21 protein-coding genes are annotated in these 23153 nt (G+C 71.5%); 14 read left to right on the top strand and 7 right to left on the bottom strand.

The window, feature by feature from the left end; genetic code table 11:
- The first annotated feature begins 3 nt into the window (after positions 1-3).
- The 4 genes from mnmA (at position 4) to LZP97_RS10465 (ending at position 4846) form a co-directional block, all read left to right on the top strand.
- A complete protein-coding gene (gene mnmA / locus LZP97_RS10480) occupies positions 4-1095 on the top strand; it encodes a tRNA 2-thiouridine(34) synthase MnmA (RefSeq protein WP_026137780.1) in 1092 nt (363 codons plus the stop codon).
- Positions 1092-2144: a methionine synthase gene (locus LZP97_RS10475; RefSeq protein ID WP_048770789.1), complete on the top strand. Its 1053-nt coding sequence runs from the start codon at positions 1092-1094 to the stop codon at positions 2142-2144. Before mnmA ends, LZP97_RS10475 begins: the two co-directional genes overlap by 4 nt.
- Before the next feature lie 10 nt (positions 2145-2154).
- Positions 2155-4278 (top strand): NAD-dependent DNA ligase LigA, encoded by a 2124-nt coding sequence (gene ligA / locus LZP97_RS10470; RefSeq protein WP_026137779.1) that lies wholly within the window; start codon positions 2155-2157, stop codon positions 4276-4278.
- Between the two features lie 79 nt (positions 4279-4357).
- The gene (locus tag LZP97_RS10465) at positions 4358-4846 is read left to right on the top strand and encodes a GNAT family N-acetyltransferase (protein ID WP_010596586.1); all 489 of its coding nucleotides are present in this window, start codon (positions 4358-4360) and stop codon (positions 4844-4846) included.
- Between the two features lie 9 nt (positions 4847-4855).
- Here LZP97_RS10465 and LZP97_RS10460 read toward each other — a convergent pair whose 3' ends face one another.
- Positions 4856-5506: an amino acid-binding protein gene (locus tag LZP97_RS10460; protein ID WP_010596585.1), complete on the bottom strand. Its 651-nt coding sequence runs from the start codon at positions 5504-5506 to the stop codon at positions 4856-4858.
- A 290-nt stretch (positions 5507-5796) separates the two neighbouring features.
- Here LZP97_RS10460 and gatC point away from each other — a divergent pair, with 290 nt between their 5' ends.
- Both gatC and gatA read left to right on the top strand, forming a co-directional pair.
- Entirely contained in the window at positions 5797-6096 is a 300-nt protein-coding gene (gene gatC, locus LZP97_RS10455; protein ID WP_003936975.1) for an Asp-tRNA(Asn)/Glu-tRNA(Gln) amidotransferase subunit GatC, read from the top strand.
- Positions 6093-7568: an Asp-tRNA(Asn)/Glu-tRNA(Gln) amidotransferase subunit GatA gene (gene gatA, locus LZP97_RS10450; protein ID WP_017680823.1), complete on the top strand. Its 1476-nt coding sequence runs from the start codon at positions 6093-6095 to the stop codon at positions 7566-7568. The genes gatC and gatA overlap by 4 nt, the downstream gene beginning before the upstream one ends.
- Before the next feature lie 28 nt (positions 7569-7596).
- Here gatA and LZP97_RS10445 read toward each other — a convergent pair whose 3' ends face one another.
- Both LZP97_RS10445 and LZP97_RS10440 read right to left on the bottom strand, forming a co-directional pair.
- A complete protein-coding gene (locus tag LZP97_RS10445; RefSeq protein ID WP_010596582.1) occupies positions 7597-8922 on the bottom strand; it encodes an alpha/beta-hydrolase family protein in 1326 nt (441 codons plus the stop codon).
- Positions 8907-9485, bottom strand: a complete 579-nt coding sequence (locus LZP97_RS10440) for a hypothetical protein (protein ID WP_225222834.1) — start codon at positions 9483-9485, stop codon at positions 8907-8909. The genes LZP97_RS10445 and LZP97_RS10440 overlap by 16 nt, the downstream gene beginning before the upstream one ends.
- Positions 9486-9589: 104 nt before the next feature.
- On the opposite strand from LZP97_RS10440, the gene LZP97_RS10435 reads away from it, so the two are divergent.
- The 4 genes from LZP97_RS10435 to gatB all read left to right on the top strand — a co-directional run bounded on the left by LZP97_RS10435 (position 9590) and on the right by gatB (position 14176).
- Positions 9590-10804, top strand: coding sequence for a sensor histidine kinase (locus tag LZP97_RS10435; RefSeq protein ID WP_082061362.1), 1215 nt, complete (start codon positions 9590-9592; stop codon positions 10802-10804).
- Between the two features lie 9 nt (positions 10805-10813).
- Positions 10814-11488: a response regulator gene (locus tag LZP97_RS10430; RefSeq protein ID WP_010596579.1), complete on the top strand. Its 675-nt coding sequence runs from the start codon at positions 10814-10816 to the stop codon at positions 11486-11488.
- An 85-nt stretch (positions 11489-11573) separates the two neighbouring features.
- A complete protein-coding gene (locus LZP97_RS10425) occupies positions 11574-12605 on the top strand; it encodes a 6-phosphofructokinase (RefSeq protein WP_010596578.1) in 1032 nt (343 codons plus the stop codon).
- A gap of 59 nt (positions 12606-12664) precedes the next feature.
- Positions 12665-14176: an Asp-tRNA(Asn)/Glu-tRNA(Gln) amidotransferase subunit GatB gene (gene gatB / locus LZP97_RS10420; protein WP_017682349.1), complete on the top strand. Its 1512-nt coding sequence runs from the start codon at positions 12665-12667 to the stop codon at positions 14174-14176.
- A 72-nt stretch (positions 14177-14248) separates the two neighbouring features.
- Here gatB and LZP97_RS10415 read toward each other — a convergent pair whose 3' ends face one another.
- Complete coding sequence (locus LZP97_RS10415) at positions 14249-14665, bottom strand: VOC family protein (RefSeq protein WP_010596576.1); 417 nt, start codon at positions 14663-14665, stop codon at positions 14249-14251.
- Between the two features lie 277 nt (positions 14666-14942).
- On the opposite strand from LZP97_RS10415, the gene LZP97_RS10410 reads away from it, so the two are divergent.
- On the top strand, positions 14943-15893 hold the full coding sequence (locus tag LZP97_RS10410; protein ID WP_048770795.1) for a linear amide C-N hydrolase: 951 nt from the start codon (positions 14943-14945) through the stop codon (positions 15891-15893).
- Between the two features lie 24 nt (positions 15894-15917).
- On the opposite strand, the gene LZP97_RS10405 is transcribed toward LZP97_RS10410, so the two are convergent.
- Positions 15918-17030: a PQQ-dependent sugar dehydrogenase gene (locus LZP97_RS10405; RefSeq protein WP_082061363.1), complete on the bottom strand. Its 1113-nt coding sequence runs from the start codon at positions 17028-17030 to the stop codon at positions 15918-15920.
- Between the two features lie 112 nt (positions 17031-17142).
- Between LZP97_RS10405 and LZP97_RS10400 the strand changes: the two genes are divergently transcribed.
- A complete protein-coding gene (locus tag LZP97_RS10400) occupies positions 17143-17934 on the top strand; it encodes a DoxX family protein (protein ID WP_040275066.1) in 792 nt (263 codons plus the stop codon).
- Positions 17935-17988: 54 nt separating this feature from the next.
- Here LZP97_RS10400 and ilvD read toward each other — a convergent pair whose 3' ends face one another.
- Together ilvD and LZP97_RS10390 are read right to left on the bottom strand one after the other, a co-directional pair.
- The gene (gene ilvD, locus LZP97_RS10395) at positions 17989-19830 is read right to left on the bottom strand and encodes a dihydroxy-acid dehydratase (RefSeq protein WP_010596572.1); all 1842 of its coding nucleotides are present in this window, start codon (positions 19828-19830) and stop codon (positions 17989-17991) included.
- 121 nt (positions 19831-19951) lie between these two features.
- The gene (locus tag LZP97_RS10390; RefSeq protein WP_040275068.1) at positions 19952-20425 is read right to left on the bottom strand and encodes a PH domain-containing protein; all 474 of its coding nucleotides are present in this window, start codon (positions 20423-20425) and stop codon (positions 19952-19954) included.
- A 266-nt stretch (positions 20426-20691) separates the two neighbouring features.
- Here LZP97_RS10390 and LZP97_RS10385 point away from each other — a divergent pair, with 266 nt between their 5' ends.
- Together LZP97_RS10385 and ilvN are read left to right on the top strand one after the other, a co-directional pair.
- On the top strand, positions 20692-22638 hold the full coding sequence (locus LZP97_RS10385; RefSeq protein ID WP_026137646.1) for an acetolactate synthase large subunit: 1947 nt from the start codon (positions 20692-20694) through the stop codon (positions 22636-22638).
- On the top strand, positions 22635-23138 hold the full coding sequence (gene ilvN, locus LZP97_RS10380; protein WP_010596569.1) for an acetolactate synthase small subunit: 504 nt from the start codon (positions 22635-22637) through the stop codon (positions 23136-23138). The genes LZP97_RS10385 and ilvN overlap by 4 nt, the downstream gene beginning before the upstream one ends.
- The last annotated feature ends 15 nt before the right edge of the window (positions 23139-23153 follow it).

The raw sequence follows: 23153 nt of genomic DNA, 5'->3' as shown, positions 1-23153 counted from the left end.
TCGATGAGGGTGCTCGCGGCAATGAGCGGTGGCGTGGACTCGGCGGTGGCCGCGGCCCGCGCGGTCGATGCCGGCCACGACGTCGTCGGCGTGCACCTGGCGCTGTCCACGGCGCCGGGGACGCTGCGGACCGGGTCGCGGGGCTGCTGCTCGAAGGAGGATGCGGGCGATGCCCGCCGGGCCGCCGACGTGCTCGGAATCCCGTTCTACGTCTGGGATTTCGCCGACCGGTTCAAGGAAGAGGTCATCGACGACTTCGTCGAGTCCTACGCCGCCGGCCACACCCCGAATCCGTGCCTGCGCTGCAACGAGAAGATCAAGTTCGCGGCCCTCGCCGACCGAGCCGTGGCCCTCGGCTTCGACGCGGTCGCCACCGGCCACTATGCCCGGCTCGAGGACGGCGTCCTGCGACGCGCGGTCGACGCCGGCAAGGACCAGTCGTACGTGCTCGGCGTGCTGACGGCGGATCAGCTCGCGCGTGCGATGTTCCCCGTCGGGGACACCCCCAAGGAACGGATCCGCGCCGAAGCGGCCGAGCGGGGTCTCGCGGTGGCGGACAAGCCCGACAGCCACGACATCTGCTTCATCCCCTCCGGTGACACCCGCGCCTTCCTCGGCGCCCGCATCGGGGTGCGTCCCGGCCGGGTCGTCGACGCACGGTCCGGCGCCGTGCTCGCCGAACACGAAGGGGTGCACGGTTTCACGGTCGGGCAGCGCAAGGGCCTGGGCATCGCCGGCCCCGGCGCGGACGGCCGCCCCCGCTACGTCACCGCGATCGAGCCGGACACCGGCACCGTGAAGGTGGGCTCCGCGGAGGATCTGAAGGTGTGGACGATCCGCGCCGAGCGCGCGGTGTGGTCCAGTGGCACCGCGCCGGCCGGACCGCTCGAGTGCGTCGTGCAGGTGCGCGCCCACGGCGGTGTCGCGGCGGCCGTCGCCGAGACCGTCGGCACCGGTCTCGAGGTGACCCTGCGCGAACCCCTCACCGGCGTGGCCACCGGACAGGCCGTGGTGCTGTACCGGCCGGACGCGGCCGGCGACGTCGTCCTCGGCAGCGGCACCATCGCCGGCACCGGTACGGCGACGACCCGGTGAGCGCGGAATCCTGGTCCGGTGTCGCTACCGGCATCGGCTCGTGGCCCGGCGTCGACGCCCGGGAGTCGGCGGCGACCGTGCTCGGCGAGCTCGAGGCGCTGCCGCACCTGGTCGAGCTGCCGGCCCGGGGCCTCGGGGCCGATCTCGTCGGCCGTACCGGCGCGCTGCTGGTCGACCTGCATCTCGACACGTCCACCACCGGATATCGGCTCGGCGGTCGTCGCGGCGTGGTCGCGGCCCGCGCCGGCGATCTGCTGCGCCGAGACCTTGATGCACTCGAAGAAGCTTGGGAGACAGCGGGACTCGGACCGGGTCGGACTCTGAAGGTGCAGGCGGCCGGACCCTTCACCCTCGCCGCGCACACCGAGCTGGCCGGCGGCCGGCGCGTGCTCACCGACGCCGGTGCCGTGCGTGACCTCGCCGAGTCCCTCGGCGAGGGGCTGGCGCGGCACGCCGCGGAACTGACCCGTCGCCTCGGCGCCGACGTGGTGGTCCAGCTGGACGAGCCCGCGCTGCCCGCCGTCCTGGCCGGGACCCTGACCGGGCGCACGTCCCTCGAGTCGGTGCCCGCGCTCCCCGAGCCGGAGGCGCAGCACCTCCTCGAGACCGCACTGGCGGCGATCGGCCGGCCCGTCGCGGTGCACTGCTGCGCCCCGGGCGTGCCGACGGGGATGCTGCGTCGCAGCGGTGTCGACGCCGTCGCGCTCGACGTCGCGCAGCTCACCGCCGCCGACCTCGACGGAGTCGGTGAGCTGGTCGACGCCGGAACGACCCTCCTGCTCGGGCTGGTCCCCTCCACCGCGCCCGACGCCGCCGTCCCCACCTGGCGTGAGCTCGCCGGCCCCGCGACCGCGCTGATCGATCGGCTGGGCTTTCCCCGTGCCACCTTGCGTTCGGTCGGGGTCACCCCGCGTTGCGGCCTGGCCGGCGCCGATCCCGCGTGGGCGCGCCGGGCACTGCGCCTCGCCCGCGACATCGCCGCCGCGTTCACGGATGATCCCGACTCGCTCGGGTCCGCAGCGGCCGGGAACGTCGTATCGCTCGACTAGTCTTTCCGGCGTGAGTGAATCGACGGACGCGCCCACCCAAGCTCCGCCCGACGTGCGTGAGCGCTGGCAGCAACTCGCGGAGGAGGTGCGCGAGCACCAGTTCCGTTACTACGTGCGCGATGCGCCGATCATCTCCGACGGTGCCTTCGACCAGTTGCTCGGCGCGCTGAAGCAGCTCGAGGACGACTACCCGGACCTGCGCGTCCCCGATTCCCCCACCCAGCTCGTCGGGGGCGGCTTCGCCACCGACTTCACCGCCGTCGACCACCTCGAACGGATGCTCAGCCTCGACAACGTCTTCACCGAGGACGAGTTGCGGGCCTGGGTCTCCCGCGTGGAAGCCGAGACCGGCCCGGACCTGCACTACCTCTGCGAGGTGAAGATCGACGGCGTCGCGCTGAGCCTGGTGTACGAGGACGGCCGGCTGCGCCGGGCCGCCACCCGCGGCGACGGCCGCACCGGCGAGGAGGTCACGCTCAACGCTCTCACGATCGACGACATCCCCGAAAGACTCACCGCGACCGAGGAATTCCCGATTCCCCGCGTGCTCGAGGTGCGGGGCGAAGTGTACTTCCGGCTCGAGGACTTCCACGCGCTCAACGCCGCCCTCGTCGCCGAGGGCAAGGCCCCGTTCGCCAATCCGCGCAACACGGCGGCCGGATCGCTGCGGCAGAAGAACCCTGCGGTGACCGCGCGACGGCGCCTCGGGATGATCTGCCACGGGCTCGGCCACGTCGAGGGATTCGAGCCGGTGTCGCTGTCGCAGTCCTACGCCGCCCTCGCCGCCTGGGGGCTGCCCGTCTCCGGGCACACCGCCCGTGTCGTCGGCGTCGACGAGGTCCTCACCCGGATGCGGTACTGGGGTGAACACCGCCACGACGTCGAACACGAGATCGACGGGCTCGTGGTCAAGATCGACGAGGTGTCCCTGCAGCGGCGGCTCGGCAGCACCTCGCGCGCGCCCCGGTGGGCGATCGCCTACAAGTACCCGCCGGAGGAGGTGACCACGAAGTTGCTCGACATCCGCGTCAGCGTCGGCCGCACCGGCCGGGTCACCCCGTTCGCCTACATGGAACCGGTCACGGTCGCCGGATCGACCGTCTCCCTCGCCACGTTGCACAACGCGTCGGAGGTCGCACGCAAGGGGGTGCTGATCGGCGACACCGTGGTGCTCCGCAAGGCCGGTGACGTCATCCCCGAGGTGCTCGGACCGGTCGTGGACCTGCGTGACGGCACCGAACGCGAGTTCGTCATGCCCGCCGAATGCCCCGAGTGCGGGACACCGCTCGCCCCCGCCAAGGAGGGCGACGTGGACCTGCGCTGCCCCAACCAGCGGTACTGCCCGGCGCAGCTGCGCGAGCGGGTCTTCCACGTCGCGGGCCGCGGCGCGTTCGACATCGAGGCGCTCGGGTACGAGGCGGCCACCGCGCTGCTCGAGGCCGGGGTCATCGCCGACGAGGGCGACCTGTTCGACCTGACCGCCGACGACCTGCTGCGCACCTCGCTCTTCCGCACGAAGGCAGGGGCACTGTCCGCCAACGGCGCCCGCCTGCTCGCGAATCTTCGCGCGGCCAAGGACAAGCCGCTGTGGCGGGTGCTGGTCGCGCTGTCGATCCGGCACGTCGGCCCGACCGCCGCGCGGGCACTGGCCACCGAGTTCGGCAGCCTCGACCGGATCCGGGAGGCGTCCGTCGACGAGCTCGCCGCAGTGGAGGGGGTCGGACCGACCATCGCAGCGGCGCTGGGCGAATGGTTCGCGGTCGACTGGCACGTCGCGATCGTCGAGAAGTGGCGCGCGGCCGGGGTGCGCATGCTCGACGAGCGCGACGAATCCGTCGAACGCACACTCGAGGGTCTGTCGATCGTCGTCACCGGCTCGCTCGAGGGGTTCTCACGGGATCAGGCCAAGGAGGCGATCCTGCTCCGCGGTGGCAAGGCGGCCGGCTCGGTGTCGAAGAAGACCGCGTTCGTCGTCGTCGGGGACGCGCCGGGAACGAAGGCCGACAAGGCGGCCGAGCTGGGCGTCCCTGTCCTCGACGAGGAGGGGTTCCGCCGCCTGCTCGAGCTCGGCCCGGCCGGCGTCTCGGGTGGCACGGACGCGATCGAGGAGGAGTTCGGCGAGCTCGAGAGCTGACCGGCGGCCGGTGCCGGTGTGACGAGGATCGCGCGGGAACCGTTTGGGCGGAGGGGGTGGGCACTGCGATAGTCCTCGAGTGATCGAGATCAGACGCGTGAGCCCGGACGAGTACGACGCCGTCGGCGCCCTCACCGTCGACGTGTACGTCGGCGGCGGATTCGTCGAGCCCGACGACCCGTACGCCGAGCGTCTGCGCGACACCGCCACCCGCGACGAACACGCCGAGGTGGTGATCGCACTGGCCGACGGCGAGATCGTCGGGTCGGTGACGCTGGCCGAACCGGCATCACGCTTCGCGAACATCGCCGAGAAGGGCGAACTCGAGTTCCGGATGCTGGCCGTCGCGGCGTCGGCACGCGGGCGCGGGGTCGGGTCGGCGCTGGTGCGGCACGTCCTCGACACCGCGTACGACCGCGGTGATCGCGCGGTGGTGCTGTCCACCCAGCCGGACATGGTCGAGGCGCGCCGCATCTACGACCGCAACGGATTCGTCCCGGTCACCGAGCGGGACTGGGCGCCGGTCCCCGGCGTGGAGCTGACCACCCTGGTGCGCGAACTGGTCTGAGCCGTCCGCTCAGCCGAGGACGGTGCCGATGATGCCGGCCAGGTAGCCGAGCCGGGCCACCTCGGACGGGCGGAACTCCGGGCCGCCGGGCCGGCCGAGCATCAGTACCCGCCCGTGGGTGCCCAGCGGCGCCGCCGCCAGGGTCGTGTTCATCGTCCGCCACAGGTCGGGCACCCACTCGCCCTCGTGGTCGAGCAGCATCGGCTTCTCGAGCGGCATCCACGGCACGTCCGCCGGCCGGGTCTCGGGGGCACCGGAACTGCCCACCACCCGGTACGCGCCGTGCGGGCCGGTGTCCACGACGGTCGCCCAGCCGACGCGCAGCACCCGGGGTGCACCGTCGACGAGCACCTGCAACCGGTCGTGGCGGGCGGTGGCGACCTGGTCGATCAGCTCGAGTTCGCGGTGGGTGTCGAGGATTCCCGCATAGGGCCGGATCGAGTCCACCGTGACGCCCTCGAGGCGTTCGGCGGCCGTGATGAGCGTGTCCGGCAGCGAACCGGCATCGACGTCGACGACGAGATCGTCGATCGCGAAGCCGGCACCGCGCTCGACGACGTCGAGCGAGAGGATGTCCGCACCGACCGACCCGAGCGCAACGGCGAGTGAGCCGAGGCTGCCGGGACGATCGGGAAGCTGGACGCGTAACAGGTACGACACGAGCGTCCTTTCCCGGTTCCGAAGTCACGGCCGAGGCGGGCGGCCGGCGACGGACACCATCTTTTCACTCCCGCACCCCCGCCGGACGCCGGTCCCGCACGGCGGCACCGAGGCGAGCCGGGAAACCGCCGGTCACGCGCGCGTTGTCACACGAACGACACAGGTGTTTCTCCGAACTGCAACACGGCGGGCGGCCGGCGACGGTCCGGGGAACCGGCGAAACCGTGCCGTTCGGCACGCACTACCCTGGACGGCACGTTCGTTTCTTCATCGGAAAGGGGTCACCGAAGGTGCCTGCCATCTCCCGTGACGAGGTCGCGCACCTCGCCCGGTTGTCCCGGCTCGCGCTGACCGACGCCGAACTCGACGAGTTCGCCGGCCAGCTGGATACGATCCTCAGCCACGTCAAGGCTGTGTCGGAGGTGGCCGCGGACGATGTGGCGCCGATGGCCAACCCGAACGCGGTGACCAACGTGACCCGCCCCGACGAGGTGCACCCGGGTCTGACTCCGGAACAGGCGCTCGCCGCCGCCCCGCTGGTCGAGGACGGCCGCTTCTCCGTCCCGCAGATCCTGGGGGAGGGCGAATGAGCACCGATCTCACCCGGCTGTCCGCGGCCGATCTCGCCGAACGCATCCACTCCGGCGACCTGTCGTCGGTCGAGGTGACTCGTGCGCACCTCGACCGCATCGCCGAGGTCGACGGCGAGTACCACGCGTTCCTGCACGTGGCGAGCGACCAGGCGCTGGCCGCGGCGGCCGAGGTGGACCGCGCGGTCGCGGCGGGGGAGAGCCCGGCCTCGCCGCTCGCCGGTGTCCCGATCGCCCTCAAGGACGTGTTCACCACGACCGACATGCCCACCACGTGTGCCTCGAAGATCCTCGAGGGCTGGATGTCGCCGTACGACGCGACCCTGACGACGAAGCTGCGGCAGGCGGGCATCCCGATCCTGGGCAAGACCAACATGGACGAGTTCGCCATGGGCTCGTCCACCGAGAACTCGGCGTACGGACCCACCCGCAACCCGTGGGACACCACCCGTATCCCCGGTGGGTCCGGTGGCGGTTCGGCAGCCGCGCTGGCCTCCTATCAGGCACCGCTGGCCATCGGCACCGACACCGGCGGGTCGATCCGCCAGCCTGCCGCCGTCACCGCCACGGTCGGCACCAAGCCCACCTACGGCACGGTCTCCCGGTTCGGTCTCGTCGCCTGCGCCTCGTCGCTCGACCAGGGCGGCCCGTGCGGCCGCACCGTGCTCGACACGGCGTTGCTGCACGAGGTGATCGCCGGACACGACCCGCGCGACTCCACGTCGGTGGACGCACCCGTCCGGCCCGTCGTCGAGGCCGCCCGCCAGGGCGCGCAGGGCGACCTGAAGGGTCTGCGCATCGGGGTCGTCAAGGAACTGCACTCGGACAGCTACCAGCCGGGCGTGCTGGCGTCGTTCGACGCGGCCGTGGCCGAACTCACCGCGCTCGGCGCCGAGGTCGTCGAGGTCTCCTGCCCGCACTTCGAATACGCGCTCGCCTCGTACTACCTGATCCTGCCGTCCGAGGTCTCGTCCAATCTGGCCCGCTTCGACGCCATGCGCTACGGCCTGCGCGTCGACGACGGCACGATGAGCGCCGAGCAGGTCATGGCCGCCACCCGGGCCGCCGGGTTCGGCAAGGAGGTCAAGCGCCGCATCATGATCGGCACCTACGCGTTGTCCTCCGGCTACTACGAGGCCTACTACGGGCAGGCGCTCAAGGTCCGCACCCTCATCGCGCGGGACTTCGAGAAGGCGTACGAGCAGGTCGACGTCCTCGTCTCGCCGACCAGCCCGTTCACCCCGTGGAAGATCGGCGAGAAGGTCGACGACCCGCTGGCGATGTACCTGTCGGATCTGTGCACGCTCCCGACCAACCTCGCCGGACACTGCGCGATGTCCGTTCCGTCCGGGCTGTCCGCCGACGACGGGCTGCCCGTCGGTCTGCAGATCATGGCCCCGGCGCTCGCCGACGAACGGCTCTACCGCGTCGGCGCCGCGTTCGAGGCCGCCCGCGGCCCGATCGTCGCCTGAGCCCGGGTCCCCGGTGCGACTGCCGCCGTCAGGGGCGGTCGCACCGGGCCTGGTCCGGGCCGTAGCGGTGCCCGTGACCCGGGGGCGCGTCCAGCGCCACCGGCAGATCCAGCGTCGCCTGCACGAAGCTGACCACCGGCAGCCACCGCGGCACGGGCGCGTCGCGTCGCGCACGGGACAGATCGGGCGGTGACCACAGCAGCGAGGGTCGCCACCACACCACCGGATCCGACGTGTTCGCGGTGACGGCCGCCCCGTCCGTGCGCACCGCGCCCGCCGGTGGGCCGGCCCAGATCGCCGCGCACGGACCCGTCGCCGTCGACGCCAGGGCGGCGCTGCCCCCGACCGCGCCGAGGCTCTGCCCGTACACGTGCACCTGCGGACGCCGGACCGGGTCCAGGGCATCGATGCGGGAACGCACCGACGTGAGCAGGGCGCGGGCCGACTCCGCGGCCGCGTCCCGGTCGAACAGGAACGTCACCCAGCTGGGTGCGGACGAGTACTGCTGCGCGACGAGCGCGACGTCGCCGCCGAACAGCGCGGCGAACCCCCGCACCGCGCCGGGGTCGACCCACCCCGAACCGGTGGGCACCACCACTACGACGTGGGCGCGTGCGAACCCGCCCGCGCGCTCGAGCTCGCGGACGGCCAGCGCTGCGCGCGACCGGACGTCCGGGGCGGATCCGAGCCCCACGTACGTGCGGATCGCTCGAGCGTCGGCGCTCACGAAACGGCGGCCCTCGTCGCCCAGTGACTGCCATGCCACCAGCGACGACGGGCTCCCGGCCGCGGTGGCGGCGACGGGCGCCGTGTCCGGGTACGCCGGCCCGGCCCCGACGGGAGCAACCGCGACGACCGCTCCCAGCGTCACCGCGGCGGCCGTGGCGACGCCCGCGCGGACGTCCGCCCGCCGCCGCCACGCCTCCGGAACCCGGCCGAGCACCCGTGTCGCGCCGAGTATGCACGAGGAGCACACGCACACGACGATCCAGTGCCCCGTCCCCGTCGGGGGCCGCCCCATCGCGGCCCGCAACCCGTCCTGCCACTGCGCCGCCGCGAGAACCGTCCACCCCAGCGCGACGGCCGCGGCGAGCAGCGCCACCGCCCGCGCCACCGGGCGCGCGGATCCCGCGTTCCGCCGGCGGCACAGGCCGGCGGCTCCCGCCGCGGCTGCGGCGGCGCATCCCGAGACCGCGGCCTGCGCCAGGGCCGGACGGGGCAGCAGCGACGGCGCGAGCGAGACCCACACCGCCACCGTCACCGCCACGGTCGCCGCCACCCGCGGGCAGCGCCGTGCGAGGACGTCGAACCCCGCGCCGGGGGACGTCGCGCGCCCGCTCATCGGGGCGTCCATCGCGCCGCCGCAACCAGCGCCCACACCGCGGCCGCGTACGGAAGCGGTGACTCGGGGACCGGGGCCCCGTCGCCTTGCCGCCACGAATTCACCCGCACTGCAAACGAAGCCACAGTCGCAGTGACGCCGCACCAGTCGTCGCCGGGCGCCGTCGCGCGGCACGCCTCGTGCAGCTGCCGGCTCAGCCGGGCGTCCAGGCCGCGCCGCGCCTGCGGACCCGGTTCGTGTCCCGACGACCGCGCGTACCGCAACAGGTCGTATCCGAGATCGTGCTCCCGGCAGGGCGTTTCGAAGAAGTCCGGCAGGGGGACGGGGGAGGAGCAGCCGCCGAGCGGGTCCACCAGGATCCCGTCCTCGGTGACCGGTCGATAGTGCATCGCCGGCTCGAAGCCGTCCGGGAAGGCGTCGAGCGCCGCCCCGGTGTCGCCCTCGGACAGTGCCGCCACTGTCGCAATCACGGCGCCCGGATCCGGCTGCGCGGGCGGAGCGGGCTGTGCCCACGCGGTTCCCAGACACAGCGCTGCGGCCGTGCCCAGAAGTGCTGTCATCGGTGGTCTGCGCATGTGGCGGACGTTAGGGACGGCGGGGACTGCCGGAGATCCCGCGACGGAGCGGTCCGGCCACGAGCGTCTACCGCCACGGGGCCAGGCGGCTCTCACTCCCCGGTATGACGACAGTGCCCACGCCCCGGACCTACCGTGGTGCCGTGCGCTGGACGAGAGAACACGGCCGCGGCCGTCGGTGGACGATCGCGATCGTGGCGGTGACCCTGATCCTGTATGCGGTCGCGTGGCCCACCCTGCACCTCACCCACGAGGTGCCCGTCGCGCTGATGCCCGTCGTCGCGGCGCTCGCGGCCTGGCCGTTCGTGGCGATCCGGACCGATCCCGCCCTCGGCTGGGCGGTTTCGGCCGGGGCCGCGCTGGCGATCCCCCGCGCCTTCGACCTCGCCCCCGGCTACGACTACCCCTGGCAGGTGGTGCACATCCTCGTGCTGTGCGCGCTTCTCGTCGCGGTGAGCATGCGCGCTCCCCTGCAGGTCGCCGGGCTCGTGTGGGCGGCCACCGTGGTGCTGTTCTTCACCCACGTGCCGGGGCAGAACGGCTGGGGGTGGGCACTCGGCCTGAGCGCGATGGCGGTGTTCGGCCTGCTCGTGCGGTGGCTCGTGCTGTCCCGCCGCCAGCTTGCCCGGCAGGAGGAGCTCAGCGAACTCGAACGGGCCCGCCGGGCGATCCTCGAGGAGAAGGCCCGCATCGCCCGAGACCTGCACGACATCGTCGCGCACCACATGTCCCTCGTCGTGGTCCAGGCGCAGAGCGCCCCGTACCGTCTGCCGGACGTTTCCGAGCCGGTGCGCGCCGAATTCGACTCCATCGGGGCGACCGCGCGCGAGGCGCTGAACGAGGTGCGCGGCATGCTCGGGGTGCTCCGGAGCGAGAACCTCCCCGACGACAGGGCCGCCGGCGACGAACGGGCGCAGGACCCGCAGCCCGGCCTGGACCGGCTCGGGGACCTGTTCGAGGGGGCGCGCCGCGCCGGCATGGTCCTGTCCACCGCGGAGAACGGTGACCCGTCCGGCGTCTCGGACGCCACGGCCCTGACGGTGTACCGCATCCTGCAGGAATCGCTCGCCAATGCCGCCCGCCACGCCTCCGGTGCGCCGGTGCGGGTCCGCGTGGGCTACGGGCCGGACGAGGTGAGCGTGACCGTGTGCAACGGCCCCGGGCGGGCGGGACCCGGGTCGGGGGACCGCAGCGGCGGGAACGGCATCCGCGGCATGGTCGACCGGGCCCTGGCGGTCGGAGGCCACCTCGTCGCCCATCCCGCCCCGGGCGGTGGTTTCGAGGTGCGCGCGCAGCTGCCGCGCGTCCAGGCCGCCTAGGCTGAGGCCGTGACGGACCCGACCCCCATCACCGTGTTGATCGCCGACGACCAGGCCATGGTTCGGCAGGGCTTCGGCGCGCTGCTCGCTGCCCAACCCGACATCAGCGTGGTCGGCGACGCTCCGGACGGCCGGCGGGCCGTCGCAGAGGCGGCCCGCCTGCGACCCGACGTGGTCCTGATGGACGTCCGGATGCCGGAGATGAACGGACTCGACGCGGCCCGGCACATCCTCGCCGGGCGGATCGATCCGCCGACGCGGGTCCTGATGCTCACCACGTTCGACATCGACGACTACGTCTACGAGGCACTGAGCCTCGGCGCCAGCGGGTTCCTGCTCAAGGACGCGCCCGCCGAGGAACTGATCCGGGCGGTCCGCGTCGTCGCCGACGGCCAGGCGCTACTCGCCCCGACCGTCACCCGCCGCCTCATCGCGGACGTCACCCGCCGGCGATCGCCGCGCCGCGGCCGCGAGCGGGCACTCGACGCGCTCACCCCGCGCGAACGTGAGGTGCTCGAGCTGATCGCGCGTGGACTGTCGAACCAGGAGATCGCCGCTCACCTGTTCGTCGCCGAGCAGACGGTCAAGACGCACGTGGGGAAGGTGTTCGGGAAGTTGCACCTGCGGGACCGGGCACAGGCGGTGGTGCTGGCATACGAGTCCGGACTGGTCGTGCCCGGGTGAGCGACGCCCGCGATCGGGATGCCGCGGGCGCCGGGCCGGGGCAGTATTGCCGGGAGGACCACCGACAACCTGCACGGAGGAACGAATGACGCGCATCGGCATTCTCACCAGCGGCGGGGACTGCCCCGGCCTGAACGCGGTGATCCGCGGAGCGGTCCTCAAGGGGAGGACCGTCTACGACCAGGAGTTCGTCGGGTTCCTCGACGGCTGGCGCGGATTGGTGGAAGGCGATGCGATCCCCTTGGACCGCAGCAAGGTCCGCGGATTGTCGCATCAGGGTGGCACCATCCTGGGCACCAGCCGGTTCGGCCCCTACCAGGGGCCGGACGGCGGCGCCGAGAACATCGCCCGCACACTCGAGCGCATGGGCGTCGACGCCGTGATCGCCATCGGCGGCGAGGGCACGGCCGCCGCCTCCAAGCGGTTGTTCGAGGAGGGCATCCGGATCGTCGGGGTGCCCAAGACGATCGACAACGATCTCGGCCAGACGGACTACACCTTCGGCTTCGACACCGCCGTCGAGATCGCCACCGAGGCGATCGACCGGCTGCGCACCACCGGCAACTCGCACAAGCGCTGCATGGTCCTCGAGGTGATGGGCCGGGAGGCAGGATGGATCGCGCTGCACTCCGGCACGGCCGGGGGCGCCCACGCCATCCTCATCCCCGAACAACCCGAGAGCATCGAGCAGATCTGCGAGTGGGTCACCAGCGTCCGGGACCGCGGCCGCGCCCCGATGGTGGTGGTCGCGGAGGGATTCACCCTGCCGGACATGGCCGAGGCGTACTCCGACAAGGGACGCGACGAGTTCGACCGGCCGCGGCTCGGCGGCATCGCCGACGTCCTCGCCCCGATGATCGAGGAACGGACAGGCATCCAGACCCGTGCCACGATCCTCGGCTACATCCAGCGGGGCGGCGTGCCCACGGCCTTCGATCGGGTACTCGCCACCCGCCTGGGTATGGCGGTCACCGATCTCGTCGCCGACGAGGAGTGGGGCCACATGGTGGCGCTGCACGGAACCGACATCGTCCGGGTCGGTTTCGACGAGGCGCTCGCCAACCACAAGCGGGTGCCGAAGGACCGCTACGAGGAGATGCGCATCATCTTCGGGTGAGCTCACGCCGGGCGTGAGCGCCGGATCGCCGGATGTCGGCACCGTCTAAAATCGAGCCCATGACTGCCGCCATGTCCGATGATCTGCTCGCCTACGACGAGGTGCTCGCGAAGTTCGAGCCCGTGATGGGCATGGAGGTGCACGTCGAGCTGCACACCGCCACCAAGATGTTCTGCCCGTGCCCGACCACGTTCGGAGCCGAACCGAACACCCAGGTGTGCCCGGTGTGCCTCGGTCTGCCCGGTTCGCTGCCCGTGGTCAACCAGGCGGCGGTGGAGTCGGCGATCCGCATCGGGCTGGCGCTGAACTGCTCGATCACGCCGTGGGGCCGGTTCGCGCGGAAGAACTACTTCTACCCGGACCAGCCGAAGAACTACCAGATCTCGCAGTACGACGAGCCGATCGCCACGGACGGCCACCTGGACGTGGTCCTCGACGACGGCACCACGTGGCGCGTGGACATCGAGCGCGCGCACATGGAGGAGGACACCGGCAAGTCGCTGCACGTGGGTGGCGCCACGGGCCGCATCCACGGGGCGAGCCACTCGCTGCTCGACTACAACCGGGCCGGGGTGCCGCTCATCGAGATCGTCACCAAGCCGATCGTCGGTGCCGGCGAGCGCGCCCCCGAGGTCGCCCGCGCCTACGTCACCGCGCTGCGGGACCTGCTGAAGGCCCTCGACGTGTCCGACGTGCGCATGGACCAGGGCTCGATGCGGTGCGATGCCAACGTCTCGCTCAATCCGATCGGAGCGGCGGAGTTCGGCACGCGGACCGAGACGAAGAACGTCAACTCCCTGAAGTCGGTCGAGGTCGCCGTGCGGTACGAGATGCGCCGCCAGGCCGCGGTTCTGACCGCGGGCGGCACCGTGGTGCAGGAGACCCGGCACTTCCAGGAGGCGGACGGCACCACCTCCCCGGGCCGGCGCAAGGAGACGGCGGAGGACTACCGCTACTTCCCGGAACCGGACCTCGAACCGATCGCTCCGAGCACGGAGTGGGTCGAGGAACTGCGCGCCACCCTGCCCGAGCTGCCGTGGCTGCGGCGCGCCCGGATCCAGGCCGAGTGGGGCATCTCCGACGAGGAGATGCGTGACCTCGTCAACGCCGGCGCCCTGGACCTGATCATCGCCACCACCGAGGCCGGTGCCCCGGCCTCGGAGTCGCGGTCCTGGTGGGTCGCCTACCTTGCGCAGCAGGCCAACAGCCGCGGCGTCGAACTCGTCGAGCTGCCCATCACCCCGGTGCAGGTCGCAGAGGTGATCGCCCTCGTCGCCGACGGCACGCTCACCAACAAGCTCGCCCGCAAGGTCGTCGACTACGTGCTCGCCGGAGAGGGCGACCCGAAGCAGATCCTCGCTGCCCACCCCGAGTTGGTGGTCGTGCGCGACGACTCGCTGATCAAGTCGGAGGTGGAGAAGGCGCTGGCCGCCAACCCCGACATCGCCGACAAGATCCGCAGCGGCAAGGTCCAGGCGGCCGGCAAGATCGTCGGCGACGTGATGAAGGCTACCCGTGGTCAGGCCGACCCGGCCCTGGTCAAGGAGCTCGTGCTCGCCGCCTGCAGCTGAGTTCTTTCAGGACATGTTCTTCCACGAGAGAGGGTGGCCCGCCGGGACGGCAGGCCACCCTCTCTCGTGTGTCTACTGCGATTCGCCGGCGATGTTCACCATCCACTGGATGCCGAACCTGTCGGTGCACATGCCGAACTGGTCGCCCCACGGTGCTCGCTCGAGCGGCATGGCAACGGTTCCGCCGTCGCTCAGCTTGTCCCAGTAGCCACGCAGCTCGGCCTCGTCGTCGCCGCTGAGCGAGATCGAGATGTTGTCTCCCGGGTTGTGGCTCATCTGGTTGGGGGTGTCCGCCGCCATCAGGACGAGACCGTTCGGGCTCGCCAGCATCGAATGCATGATCTTGTCCTGTTCGGACGGGTCGTCGCTCGCGTGCATCTCCGCGAACGTGCTCAGGTCCAGTTCTCCGCCGAACACGGATCGGTAGAACTCCATGGCCTGGCGGGCATTGTCGCGAAAGCTGATGTACGGATTCAGGCGTGTGGTCATGCGGGCCCCTCCCTCGGGCGTGCCACTGCTTCGGACCGATCGGCGACATTGTTGCACCGTCGCGGGCTGAGCGGGGAAGTGTGACGGAAGCAGTTGCCACACAGTGGAAGTCGAGTGATTCGGATCGTCGGGGGTGCGGGTCCTCCGCGAAAGTGCTGAGATTCGACCGAAACGTCCGTATCGTCACTGTCGTCGCGGGGAGCGGGTCGACGCTCGCGGCGCACGGGCGGCCGGTTTTCCCGTCGGACATCGTGGAGGATCAATGTGCACTCGGGCAATGTGGACCGGAAGCGGGCACGGCGTTCTCGTCGGCCGGAACATGGACTGGCGCGAGGAGATGGACACGAACCTGTGGTCGCTGCCGCGCGGGGCCGACCGGATCGGGCACGACCGTGATCCCGACCCCATGGCCTGGACGGCCCGCTACGGCAGCCTGGTGGCCACCGTCTGGGACAACGCCACGAGCGACGGGATCAACGAGGCCGGTCTGGCCGCCCACGTGCTGTGGCTCGCGGAAGCCGATTTCGGGGAACGGAACCCGGATATTCCCGCGCTCGCGGTGTCCCTGTGGCCGCAGATCTTCCTGGACCTGTGCGGGACCGTCGACGAGTGTCTCGCGCTGATGGCCGACCGGCCCTTCCAGGTCCGTCCGCTGATCGAACCGCGGTCCCAGCGTCCCGCAACCGTGCATCTCGCCCTCGAGGACGCGAACGGCGACTCCCTGATCCTCGAGCACATCGGGGGAACGCTGCGGGTACACCACGACCGCGCACACACCGTGATGACGAACTCGCCGCCGTACGACGAGCAGATCGAACTCCGGAAGAACTTCACCGGCTTCGGGGGATCCGAGCCGCTGCCGGGTACGACGGAAGCGTCCGACCGCTTCGTCCGGGCAAGCTACTATCTCGGCCGGCTGCCCGCCGTGGCGACGCCGACCCGTGCGTATGCGGCGCTGCTGAGCGTCATGCGCAACGTCGCGCAACCGTTCGGCGAGCCCGATCCGCAACGGCCGAACATCTCGATGACGATCTGGCGCACGCTGACGGACCTGACCGAGGGACTGTACATGTTCGAGTCGTCGTTCAGCCCGAACATCGTGTGGACCCGGTCGGCCGACCTGGACTTCTCGACCTGCCGCAGGCTCGACCTGTCGAAACCGGGTCTGCTGGGCAACGTGAGCGGCGCGTTCACCGACGCGGCCGAGCCGCCCTTCACGCTGTCGTGAAGGACCCGTGCCGAACGGTTCCGGCTAGTCGAAGCCGCCGCCCCCCGCGGGGAACTGGATCAGCACGACCCGATCGTCGTTCGGGCCCGGTTCGCCGCCGGACTTGTTGACGGTGGACACCCACAGCTGCCCGTCGCCACCCACCGCCGCGCCGCCGAGCCGGCCGTAGCGGTCCTGCACGGCCGTCACGGGCGCGGCCGTCACCGCCCCGGTTCCGGGGTCGACGGCAACCACCGCCACCGCCTTGCCGTCCGTCAGCGACACCGCGACGGCGTCCGCGCCGGCCGCGCATCCGGCCACGCCCGGACGCTCGGGCCACGTCCACGCCGGGGATGCACTCACCGCGCCGTCCACGTCGACACGCTGCAGCCGGTCCTCGAGGACGGTGCGGTCGGTGATCCACAGGTTTCCGGCGGGGTCCCGGCACACGTCACCCGCCGTCCCGATCCCGGACAGCACGACCGACGGCGTGGCAGCCGCACCCGGCGCCGGCACGGGCATGCGCAGCAGCTTCCCGGCGAGCGACCCCGGATCAGCCGCCGCGGCCGCATCTCCGGCGTTGCCGGTCAGCACCACCAGGTCGGTGGGGGAGGTGAACTCGAGCGCGCCCGCGTTCCCGCTCGCCCCCCGCGGGATCCCGGTGAACACGGGCTTGGGGACGTCGCCCGCGGCGAGCCGCACGACGCGGTTGTCGGTCGGGGTGGTGATGTAGGCGTAGAGCAGCCGATCCTCGTCGTAGGTCGGCGACAGCGCGAGATCGAGCAGCCCGCCGTCGCCGGATCCGTCGACCGGCACGGTCGCCACCTCCACCGGCTCCGTCTGCGGCGCCACCCGCAGGATCCGGCCCGTGCGCCGCTCCGCGACGAGAGCGGAACCGCCGTCGGGCAGGGTGACCAGTCCGCCGGTGGTATCGAGACAGGTGGCGACCACCGCGGGATCGGGGTCCTGACACGGGCCCGGCGGTGTGGGCGGTGCGCCCGTCGTCGTGGTTGCCGTCGGGGGTTCGAGCGGTTCGAGTTCGGCGCCCGCGTCGAAACTCGGTTCCGGGGTGAACGGCGTGGTGGTTGCGTCGTCGAACCGGGCGCACGACGTGGTGAGGGCGAGCAGACCCACGATCGACGCGACCGTCGTTCGCATCCGTCGCGACCCACCGACTCTCGCGCGCCTCGTCATGTCCATGACGTTACCGGGGCGGCGCGCCCCGCCTCGGTTCCCGGGTCGGCCCACCCGGTCGACCTACCCTGGTTCGGTGACCGACAAGGCGAAAGACCACATCCCGGAGCCGACGCCGCAGGATGCCGCGGAGCCGGTGTCGAGTCCCTACGACGAACCCACGCTGGAGTTGCGGCGCCCTCGTTCGTCGATGCTCGAATCCGACGACGACCTCGACCTCGACAACTCCGCCTTCGACCGGCCGGCGCAGTACGGCTACGAGGACTCCGGCGTCGCGCCGACCGAGCAGCTGTACCGGTACGAGCCCGGCGGCGCGACCGCGGCCGCCGGCGACGCGGAGGCGGGGGTGTCGACCGGTCCGGCCGAGGCGCGGCGCGGCACCCTGGACCTGGGGCTGCTCGTGCTGCGGCTCGTCGTCGGCGGCACGATGGTGGTGCACGGGCTGCAGAAGCTGACCGGTTTGTGGGGCGGTCCCGGCATGGACGGGTTCGAGGCGATGCTCGCCGACGCCGGCTACCAGCGTCCGGCCCTGCTCGCGGTGCTCGGCGCGGTGGGGGAGGTCGCGGCCGGAGCGCTGCTGATCCTCGGGCTGCTCACCCCGCTGGCCGCCGCCGCAGTGCTGGCGATCATGATCAACGCGTGGCTGTTCCGGCAGTCCGCCGAGCCGGGACTGCAGTACTTCGCGCCCGCCGGGGTCGAGTACGAGACCCTGCTCGCGGCCACTGCGGCCGTGATCGTCCTGACCGGTCCGGGCCGCATCGCGATCGACGGCACCCGCGGCTGGGCGACCCGGCCGTTCATCGGCTCCTTCGTCGCACTGCTGCTCGGCGTCGCCGCCGGGGTCTGCCTCTGGCTGTTCGGCCGCTGACGCGGCCGGTGTGTCCTTCGGGCGGCCAGGGCAGCCCGAAGGACACACCGGTGCCTACGGCACCTTCCGGACGGCCCCCTTGTCGGCCGAGGTGGCCAACGCGGCGTAGGCGCGCAGGGCGGTGGTGACCGTGCGCTGCCGGTCGACCGGCTGCCACGGCCGCTCCGACGCCTCCATCTTGGCGCGCCGCTCGGCGAGAACGGCGTCGTCGACGAGGACCTCGAGGGTGCGCGAGGGAACGTCGATCCGGATCCGGTCGCCGTTCTCGAGCAGACCGATGACCCCACCGGACGCAGCTTCGGGCGAGATGTGCCCGATCGACAGCCCGGAGGTGCCACCGGAGAAGCGGCCGTCGGTGATCAGGGCGCACTGCTTGCCCAGGCCCGCGCCCTTGAGGAACGCGGTGGGGTGCAGCATCTCCTGCATGCCGGGGCCGCCCGCGGGTCCCTCGTAGCGGACCACCACCACGTCACCGGGCTGCACCTTCTTGCCGAGGATCATCGAGACGGCCTCCTCCTGCGACTCGACGACGAGCGCCGGGCCCTCGAAGGTGAACAGATCCTCGTCGATGCCGGCGGTCTTGAGGATCGCACCGTCCGGGGCGAGGTTGCCGCGCAGGACGACGAGTCCGCCCTCGACGGTGTAGGCGTGCTCGACGTCCCGGATGCAGCCGCCTGCGGCGTCGGTGTCCAGCGACGACCAGCGGTTGTCGGTGGAGAAGGGCTCGGTGGTGCGGACGCCGCCGGGAGCCGCGTGGAACAGCTCGACGGCCTCGTCGGAGGCCTTGCCGGAACGGATGTCCCACGTGTCGAGCCACTCGTCGAAGCTCGCGGTGTGGACGGTGGTCACGTCCGTCTCGAGCAGGCCGCCCCGGCGCAGCTCACCGAGGATCGCCGGGATGCCGCCGGCCCGGTGGACGTCCTCCATGTGGTAGTCCGAGTTGGGGGAGACCTTCGACAGGCACGGCACCTTGCGGCTGATCGCGTCGATCGTGGTGAGGTCGAAGTCGACCTCGCCCTCCTGCGCGGCGGCGAGCGTGTGCAGCACGGTGTTGGTCGAGCCGCCCATCGCGACGTCGAGCGCCATGGCGTTCCGGAACGCGGCGGGGGAGGCGATGTTGCGCGGCAGGACCGACTCGTCCTCGTCCCGGTACCAGCGCAGCGCCGCCTCGACGACCGTGGTCCCGGCCCGCTCGAACAGCGCGCGGCGTGCGGAGTGCGTGGCCAGCGTCGAGCCGTTGCCGGGCAGTGCCAGTCCGAGCGCCTCGGTCAGGCAGTTCATCGAGTTCGCGGTGAACATGCCCGAGCACGACCCGCACGTCGGGCAGGCGCTGCGCTCGACCTCGTCGAGGCCCTCGTCGGTGACGGCGTCGTTGGCCGACGCCGAGATCGCCGTGATCAGGTCGGTGGGGGCCTGTGCGACACCGCCGACGACCACCGCCTTGCCCGCCTCCATCGGACCGCCCGAGACGAACACCGTCGGGATGTTCAGGCGCATCGCAGCGTTGAGCATGCCCGGGGTGATCTTGTCGCAGTTGGAGATGCACACCAGCGCGTCGGCGGTGTGCGCGTTGACCATGTATTCCACCGAATCGGCGATGATCTCGCGGCTGGGCAGGGAGTACAGCATGCCGCCGTGACCCATGGCGATGCCGTCGTCGACGGCGATGGTGTGGAACTCTCGCGGTACACCGCCCGCGGCCCGGACCGCCTCGGCGACGATGTCGCCGACGTCCTTGAGGTGGACATGGCCGGGCACGAACTGCGTGTAGGAGTTCGCAATCGCGACGATCGGTTTGCCGAAGTCGGAGTCGGTCATGCCGGTGGCGCGCCACAGTGCGCGGGCCCCGGCGGCATTGCGTCCGGCGGTGGTGGTGCGTGACCTCAACGGGGGCATCGGATTCCTCGGGGGCTAGGGCTCTTCGGGCTGCATGCTGCGCGGGCGCGGCGACACCGGGGGCCGGGCTCCCCCGGGCGGGGCGGGAGCGGGCCTGGGCGACGTCGAATCTACCCGTGTGCTATTTCGACTCGACGTCCGCGTCCGGCTCGGTGTCCGCGGCCTGTTCCCGTGCCTGCGCGTCGTGCGCGGCGGCGTACGGGTCGGTGATGCGCCCGCCGCTGCCCGCGGCGAGCTGGGGGAGGCGGCCGAACGTGACGACCGGGAGGGGTACCTCGGTGCCGTCGGTGCGGCGCGCGCGTGCCCAGCCCCGCTTGGGGAACCGCAGCCCGTCGAGCTCGTCCCACGCGAGCGTCCGGGTGGAGAACGCGGATCGGGCCGTGATGCCCTCGGGGCCGACGACGGTGCGCACCCGCAGCACCCACGCGGCGACGAGGAACGGGATCACCACCATCCAGCCGAACGCGGCGGGCCAGGCCAGCGCCGGAGAGGCCACTCCGAGCAGCACGAACCCGCACGCGAGCAGGGCGAGCCGGGAAATCTGGATGACCTGCGGCTGCTGTTCCGCCGTATGGGATGATGGGCGTGGTGGCACGGGCTGCTGTGGAGATGACACCTCACCATCTTCCCATTGCAGCCGAGGCATCTCACATTCTGGGACAGGTGACCGAACCAAGTTGACTGTCGGACGTTCGCGCGCCTACCGTCGAGCGCGTGAATCAGAATGGGTTGCTCGTAATCGGCCGGCGCGTCGTCGCCTGAGCCGCTTCTCGCAACTCGCCCACGACGCGCCACCCTCGTACAGCAGATGCTGCTGACGGGGGTTTTTTGTTGCCCGGAGCCAGAACCAGAGGAATCGCAGTGAGCGCACCAACCGCAAGGCCTCAACCGTCGCCGCGCAAGCCCGGGGCTGCGGCCCCGTCGCCCGCGGCCGCGGCCGCCCAGCCCGGTACCCGACGCCAGGTCGCCCCCGAGCGGGTCACCGGCGCCCAGTCGGTGGTCCGAGCCCTCGAGGAGCTCGACGTCGACACGGTCTTCGGCATTCCGGGCGGTGCGATCCTTCCCGTCTACGATCCGCTGTTCGACTCGCAGAAGGTCCGGCACGTGCTGGTCCGCCACGAGCAGGGCGCGGGCCACGCCGCGACCGGATACGCCCAGGCCTCCGGCAAGGTCGGCGTGTGCATGGCCACCTCCGGCCCCGGCGCCACGAACCTCGTCACCCCGCTCGCCGACGCGCAGATGGACTCCGTTCCCGTCGTGGCGATCACGGGTCAGGTCGGCCGCGGTCTGATCGGCACCGACGCCTTCCAGGAGGCCGACATCTCGGGCATCACCATGCCCGTCACCAAGCACAACTTCCTCGTGACCGACGGAGCCGAGATCCCCCGCGTCCTCGCCGAGGCGTTCTACCTCGCCGCATCCGGCCGTCCGGGGGCCGTCCTGGTGGACATCCCGAAGGACATCCTGCAGGCCCAGACCACCTTCAGCTGGCCGCCGGAGATGCACCTGCCCGGCTACCGTCCCGTCACCAAGCCGCACGGCAAGCAGGTCCGTGAGGCCGCCCGCCTGATCGCCGAGGCGAAGTCGCCCGTGCTGTACATCGGCGGCGGCGTGATCAAGGCGGAGGCCTCTCCGGAGCTGCTCGAGCTGGCCGAGCTCACCGGTATCCCGGTCGTCACGACTCTCATGGCCCGCGGCGCCTTCCCCGACACCCATCAGCTCAACTGCGGCATGCCCGGCATGCACGGCACCGTCGCGGCGGTCGCCGCCCTCCAGAAGTCCGATCTGCTGATCACGCTCGGTGCACGGTTCGACGACCGCGTCACCGGTCAGCTCGACTCGTTCGCGCCCGACGCGAAGGTCATCCACGCGGACATCGACCCGGCCGAGATCGGCAAGAACCGGCACGCCGACGTGCCGATCGTGGGTGACTGCAAGGAGGTGATCGTCGAGCTGATCGAGGCGATCCGGGCGGATCTCGCGACGGGTACCACGCTCGACTACGCCCAGTGGTGGGAGTACCTCGACGGGATCCGGCGCACCTACCCGCTCAGCTACGACCGGCCGGCCGACGGCATGCTCTCGCCGGAGTACGTGATCCAGATGGTCGGCAAGCTCGCCGGACCGGACGCGATCTACTGCGCCGGCGTCGGGCAGCACCAGATGTGGGCTGCGCAGTTCATCGACTACGAGAAGCCGCGCACCTGGCTCAACTCCGGTGGGCTGGGCACCATGGGCTACGCCGTGCCGGCGGCCATGGGCGCCAAGATGGGTGTGCCCGACGCCGAGGTGTGGGCCATCGACGGTGACGGCTGCTTCCAGATGACGAACCAGGAGCTGGCGACCTGCGCGGTCGAGGGTGTGCCGATCAAGGTCGCACTCATCAACAACGGCAACCTCGGCATGGTCCGGCAGTGGCAGACGCTGTTCTACGAGGAGCGGTACTCGAACACCGATCTGTCCACCCACACCCTGCGCATCCCCGACTTCGTCAAGCTGGCCGAGGCTCTCGGCTGTGTCGGCATCCGGGTCGAGCGCGAGGAGGACGTCGAGGAGGCGATCCGCCGGGCGCAGTCCATCGACGACCGTCCGGTCGTCATCGACTTCATCGTCGGTCAGGACGCCCAGGTGTGGCCGATGGTCGCCGCCGGCACCAGCAACGACGAGATCATGGCGGCGCGGGGCATCCGTCCGCTCTTCGACGAGGACGAGGCGGCCGCGGAGCCGGCCGTCATCCACGAGGCACTCGAGCACGAGCGGCACCCGGAACAGCGCGGTGCCGCAGCACCAGGAGAGGATCGTCAGTGAGCACCAGTCACACCCTCAGCGTTCTCGTCGAGGACAAGCCGGGCGTGCTGGCCCGCGTGGCGAGCCTGTTCTCCCGCCGCGGGTTCAACATCGAGTCCCTCGCGGTGGGCGGCACCGAGATCCCGGAGATCTCCCGCATGACGATCGTCGTGACCGTCGACGAGTTTCCGCTCGAGCAGGTGACCAAGCAGCTCAACAAGCTCGTGAACGTCATCAAGATCGTCGAGCAGGAAGAGGATGCCTCGGTCGCCCGCGAGCTGCTGCTGATCAAGGTGCGGGCGGACGCGAGCGTGCGCACGCAGGTCATCGAGACGGTGAATCTGTTCCGCGCCAAGGTGATCGACGTCTCGCCCGAATCGCTCACCATCGAGGCCACCGGTACCCGCTCCAAGCTCGACGCCCTGCTGCGGATGCTCGAGCCCTACGGCATCCGCGAGATCGTGCAGTCCGGGGTCGTCGCGGTCGGACGCGGTCCGAAGTCGATCACGGCCACCCGTTAGCCTGAACACACCCTT

It is taken from the genome of Rhodococcus sp. DMF-1 (assembly GCF_021441945.1).
In the GTDB taxonomy this organism is placed as follows: domain Bacteria; phylum Actinomycetota; class Actinomycetes; order Mycobacteriales; family Mycobacteriaceae; genus Rhodococcus; species Rhodococcus ruber.
The sequence above is the reverse complement of the archived record's forward strand: the minus strand, read 5'-3'. Positions and strand labels throughout refer to the sequence as shown.